Raw genomic sequence first — 4,779 nt, 5'->3', positions numbered from 1 at the left:
CCAGGCCCGATCCTGCGGCGCGCCCGGCGACGTCTACGGCCGCCACCGGAGTTCCGAGCCGGGTCGGCTCGCCGGGCGGGTCGGGCTGCGGGCACGACCGACACCTTGGCATGCGAACGGGTGAATGTCCATGTCCCCGGTGGACGGCACGCAGCTGCCCGGGAGCGGACCGGGCCCAGCCGGTCGGCCGATCCCGGGCAGGGGCGGTTGACCCGTGGGCCCCGGGTGGCAGACTGCACTGCATGGCGATTCACAGGAACCTACTCGACGGCCCCGAACCGACCCTCCTGCCGGAGGACGAGCAGCCCTACCGGATGCTGGCGGAGGAGTCGGCCTCACCGACCCAGGTGGCGGCCGAGTTCCCGACCTTCTGCCTGGCCTGGGCCATGCTCGCCGACGACGCCTTCGCGGCCGGCCGCTACGTCGAGTCGTACGCCTACGCCCGGACCGGCTACCACCGCGGCCTGGACGCGCTGCGCCGCAACGGCTGGAAGGGCCACGGGCCGGTGCCGTGGGAGCACCGCGGCAACCGCGGTTTCCTGCGCTGCCTGGCGGCGCTCGCCCGGGCGGCCGGCGCGATCAAGGAGACGGAGGAGGAGACCCGCTGCTGGCAGTTCCTGAAGGACAGCAGCGCGGAGGCGTACGCGGAGCTCAAGCCGTAGTCCGAGGCGAGTGACGGACGGAGACGACCGTGCCCCCGGCGGAGGACCGCCGGGGGCACGCGCGTCTCACGCGGCTACCGCGCTCACATCAGGCGCTTGCTCACTTCAGGCGCTTGCTCACTTCAGGCGCTTGCCCGCCGAACGCAGCTGCTCGGCGGCCTCGACCACGCGGGCGGCCATGCCGGCCTCGGCCAGCTTGCCCCAGGTGCGGGGGTCGTAGGTGTTCTTCTTGCCGACCTCGCCGTCGACCTTCAGCACGCCGTCGTAGTTGGCGAACATGTGGCCGGCGACCGGGCGGGTGAAGGCGTACTGGGTGTCGGTGTCCAGGTTCATCTTCACGACGCCGTTCTCCAGCGCGGTGGCGATCTCCTCCGGCGAGGAGCCCGAGCCGCCGTGGAAGACGAAGTCGAACGGGTCGGTCTTGCCGTACTGCTTGCCGATCGCGTCCTGCAGCTCGCGCAGCAGCTCCGGCTTCAGCACGACGTTGCCCGGCTTGTACACGCCGTGCACGTTGCCGAAGGAGGCGGCCAGCAGGTAGCGGCCCTTCTCGCCCAGGCCCAGCGCCTCGGCGGTGCGCACGGCGTCGTTGACGGTGGTGTACAGCTCGTCGTTGATCTCGTGGGTGACGCCGTCCTCCTCGCCGCCGGTCGGGGTGATCTCGACCTCAAGGATGATCTTCGCGGCGGCGGCCTGGGCCAGCAGCTCCTGGGCGATGGCCAGGTTGTCGGACAGGGTCTCGGCCGAGCCGTCCCACATGTGCGACTGGAACAGCGGGTTCCGGCCCTTGGCCACGCGCTCGGCGGAGATCGCCAGCAGCGGGCGGACGTAGCCGTCCAGCTTGTCCTTCGGGCAGTGGTCGGTGTGCAGCGCGACCGTGACGTCGTACTTGGCGGCGACGATGTGCGCGAACTCGGCGAGCGCGACCGCGCCGGTCACCATGTCCTTGTTGTGCTGGCCGCCCAGGAACTCCGCGCCACCGGTCGAGATCTGGATGATGCCGTCGCTCTCGGCCTCGGCGAAACCACGCAGTGCGGCGTGCAGGGTCTGCGACGAGGTGACGTTGATGGCCGGGTAGGCGAACTTGCCAGCCTTGGCCCGGTCCAGCATCTCGTTGTAGACCTCGGGAGTTGCGATGGGCATGCGATCCGCTCCTGTCGGGTTGCGGCGTACGGACGGGTGCTGTCCGACGCTTTGTACGCCTTCGTGACGACTCCGTGCCGGCCCGCCGACGCGCGGCGCTGCGGTGTGGCTCTCCGGCACCAAGGTTCGAGGCGGCCACCGCGGTACGGCCATGAGGGTGGTGACCGCCGCGGACCGGACGCCTGTGCCATCTTCCCAGACTCGTGCCCGCAGGTCAGCAGGAGCCCGCCTGTCGGAACGCCGTACCGGGGCACTCGGCCGGAACCCGTCGACGGGGCTCGGCCGGAAGTCGCCGGCAAGACGCGCCCGCTATCCTGCGCCCGTGGACTACAACCAGCTGGCCGTCAACCTGCTCGACGCCAAATCCCTGATCTCGTCCCTCGGCGCCATCGGGCTGATCGCGATCATCTTCGCGGAGACCGGCCTGCTGGTCGGCTTCTTCTTCCCGGGCGACTCGCTGCTGATCCTCGCGGGTGTCGCCGCCTCGAGCGCCGCCTCCTCGGTGCTCGGCGAGGGCGCCAGGCTGCCGATCGCCGTGCTGCTCGTCGGCTGCCCGATCGCGGCGGTCGCCGGTGCCCAGCTGGGGCACCTGATCGGCGCCAAGGTCGGACCGAAGATGTTCGACAAGCCCGATTCGAAGATCTTCCGCCGCGAGTACGTGGTGAAGGCGGAGGAGTACTTCAACAAGTTCGGCTCCGGCAAGGCCGTGGTGCTGGCCCGCTTCATGCCGATCATCCGCACCTTCCTGAACCCGGTGGCCGGCACCCTGGAGATGCCCGCCAGGACCTTCTTCGTCTGGAACGTCGTCGGCGGTGTGCTGTGGACCGAGTCCATGCTGCTGATCGGCTACTTCTTCGGTGACGCGCTCGCCCCGGTGATCGACAAGTACCTGATCCCGGCGGTGCTGCTGATCGTCCTGCTGTCGATCTCGCCGATCCTGATCGAGGTCATGCGGGAGCGGCGGAAGAAGAAGGCGGGCGGCGCCGAGACCGACGCCGAGGCCGTGCAGGCCGGCAGTGGACGCCACCGGCGCGGCTGAACCTCAGGGCGACGGACGAAGGGCCGGGCCCCGTTCCACGTGGTTTCACGTGAAACGGGGCCCGGCCCTTCGCGTTGTGCGTACGTGTGCGGGCGTCCGCGGAGGTCAGAGGCCCAGGTCGGCCAGGTCGTACGCGGTCACGTACTCCAGGCCCTGCGCCTCGACGGCGGCCGCGCCACCGCGCTCGACGATCACCGCGACGCCGACCACCTCGGCGCCCGCCTCGCGCAGCGCCTCGACGGCGGTCAGCACCGAGCCGCCGGTGGTGGAGGTGTCCTCGACCGCCAGCACCCGGCGGCCCTTCACGTCCGGGCCCTCGATCCGGCGCTGCAGGCCGTGCGCCTTGCCGGTCTTGCGGACCACGAAGGCGTCCAGCTGACGCCCGCGCGCGGCGGCCGCGTGCAGCATCGAGGTGGCCACCGGGTCGGCGCCCAGGGTCAGACCGCCGACGGCGTCGTACTCCAGGTGCGAGGTCGCGTCCAGCATCACCCGGCCGACCAGCGGGGCGGCCACGCCGTCCAGCGTGATCCGGCGCAGGTCGACGTAGTAGTCGGCCTCCTTGCCGGAGGAGAGGGTGACCTTGCCGTGCACGACGGCCTTGTCCTTGATCTGTGCCAGCAGGGCGTCGCGGTCGTTGCTCATGAGCGTTCAGTCTAGGGCCTGCCCTGCCCTGCGGCCGTACCCGGCGCCGCGCGGCTCAGCGCCGACGCAGCGCCCTGACCAGCACCACGGCGCCGCCCAGCAGCGCCACCGAGCCGCCGATCACCCACGGCACCGCACTGCGGCCGCCGGTGCCCGGCACCACGATGCCGCCGGCCTCGCCGCCCCAGCGGGACGCCGCCCGGGCCCGCGCGCTGCGGGCCGGCAGCGCCGGGGCGTAGCGGCCGCGCGGCGGGGCGTGGTCCACCTCCTCGGCCGACCGGCCGACGATGCTGCGGCGGACCGGGCCGCTGAGCTCCGGCGTGTCCTCGTAGGCGAACAGCGGCTCGACGGGGAGCTCCTCGGCGACCTCGTCCTGGTGGCCGCCCCGGGCCTCGTCGTCCTCGTCCTCCTCCGCGTCCTCGTCGTCCTCCGCGTCCTCGTCCTCGTCGTCGGCGGAGCCGATCGGGAGGCCGAAGCGCTCGGCGTCGGCGTCGGAGAAGGCGATCAGGTCGGAGAGGTCGTCGTCGAGGTCCTCGCCGGGCTGGTCCAGGTGCTCCTCGATGGAGACGACCTCGGCGTCGGTCCGCTCCTCGGCGACGGTCTCCTCGGCGCTCTCTTCGGCGGTCCGCTCGGCGGCCTCCTCGTCGCCGTCGAGGTCCGCGTCGAGGTCCGCGTCGAGGTCCGCCGCGGGCTCGGCCTCCGGGGAGGTGAGCGCGGTGGCGAACCGGTCCAGCAGTCGGCGGCCGGTGGTGTCCAGCGTCTCGGCGTCGAACTCGGTCAGCCGGCCGGTGGCGCTCAGGTCGCCGGTGAAGCGGATCGTCGCGGTGCCGTCCTCGGCGCCCGGCAGGACGCTGACCCGCACGGTGGCGGTCGCCTCCCCGCTGCCCCGGGCCTCCTGGCCCTCGGCGAACACGGTCAGCACGCCCTCCCGGCCCTCGATCAGCGACAGCACGCCCTTGTACGTGATCGTGGAGCCGCCGACGCGCAGCTTCAGCCGCCCGCCGATCTCCTCGGCCGGCCCACTGCCGACCGCCGCCGGCTCGGTGCTCAGCCCCGGCACGCTCCGCGCCAGCAGCGCCGGATCCTGCAAGGCCTGCCGCACCAGCTCTGCGGACATCGGGACGACAACCTCATGCTCCATGTCACGGAGCCTACCGACTGGGTCCCGTCCGGTCCCCACCCACCACCGCCCGACTTTTCCCCGTCCCGGTGGATCGAGCGCCGCCCGACCTTTCCTCGCCGCCCGCTGCCGCAGGTGGAGGTCCGGGGGGCGGCCCGCACCGCCGCCCCGGCTTC

5 protein-coding genes are annotated in these 4,779 nt (G+C 72.3%); 2 read left to right on the top strand and 3 right to left on the bottom strand.

The window, feature by feature from the left end:
* The first annotated feature begins 242 nt into the window (after positions 1–242).
* Positions 243–662 carry a DUF3151 domain-containing protein gene (locus tag J0670_RS30350; protein ID WP_207814937.1) on the top strand — a complete coding sequence of 140 codons (420 nt, stop codon included), beginning with the start codon at positions 243–245 and terminating at the stop codon, positions 660–662.
* A 117-nt stretch (positions 663–779) separates the two neighbouring features.
* Here the strand turns inward: J0670_RS30350 and fbaA are convergent, their stop codons facing one another.
* Positions 780–1,802 carry a class II fructose-bisphosphate aldolase gene (gene fbaA / locus J0670_RS30345; protein ID WP_207814935.1) on the bottom strand — a complete coding sequence of 341 codons (1,023 nt, stop codon included), beginning with the start codon at positions 1,800–1,802 and terminating at the stop codon, positions 780–782.
* Positions 1,803–2,124: 322 nt separating this feature from the next.
* Between fbaA and J0670_RS30340 the strand changes: the two genes are divergently transcribed.
* Complete coding sequence (locus J0670_RS30340) at positions 2,125–2,841, top strand: DedA family protein (protein WP_207814931.1); 717 nt, start codon at positions 2,125–2,127, stop codon at positions 2,839–2,841.
* 105 nt (positions 2,842–2,946) lie between these two features.
* On the opposite strand, the gene pyrE is transcribed toward J0670_RS30340, so the two are convergent.
* Both pyrE and J0670_RS30330 read right to left on the bottom strand, forming a co-directional pair.
* Positions 2,947–3,483 (bottom strand): orotate phosphoribosyltransferase, encoded by a 537-nt coding sequence (gene pyrE, locus J0670_RS30335; protein WP_196950620.1) that lies wholly within the window; start codon positions 3,481–3,483, stop codon positions 2,947–2,949.
* Between the two features lie 55 nt (positions 3,484–3,538).
* On the bottom strand, positions 3,539–4,624 hold the full coding sequence (locus J0670_RS30330) for a CoxG family protein (protein WP_207814929.1): 1,086 nt from the start codon (positions 4,622–4,624) through the stop codon (positions 3,539–3,541).
* Positions 4,625–4,779 lie beyond the last annotated feature (155 nt).

Source organism: Streptomyces sp. FH025 (assembly GCF_017427025.1).
GTDB lineage: Bacteria > Actinomycetota > Actinomycetes > Streptomycetales > Streptomycetaceae > Kitasatospora.
The sequence above is the reverse complement of the archived record's forward strand: the minus strand, read 5'-3'. Positions and strand labels throughout refer to the sequence as shown.

What these genes read in the sequence shown, in the direction of transcription:
- J0670_RS30350 (WP_207814937.1), top strand. Translation starts at nt 243, where the DNA reads ATGGCGATTCACAGGAACCTACTCGACGGCCCCGAACCGACCCTCCTG.
- fbaA (WP_207814935.1), bottom strand. Translation starts at nt 1,802, where the DNA reads ATGCCCATCGCAACTCCCGAGGTCTACAACGAGATGCTGGACCGGGCC.
- pyrE (WP_196950620.1), bottom strand. Translation starts at nt 3,483, where the DNA reads ATGAGCAACGACCGCGACGCCCTGCTGGCACAGATCAAGGACAAGGCC.
- J0670_RS30330 (WP_207814929.1), bottom strand. Translation starts at nt 4,624, where the DNA reads ATGGAGCATGAGGTTGTCGTCCCGATGTCCGCAGAGCTGGTGCGGCAG.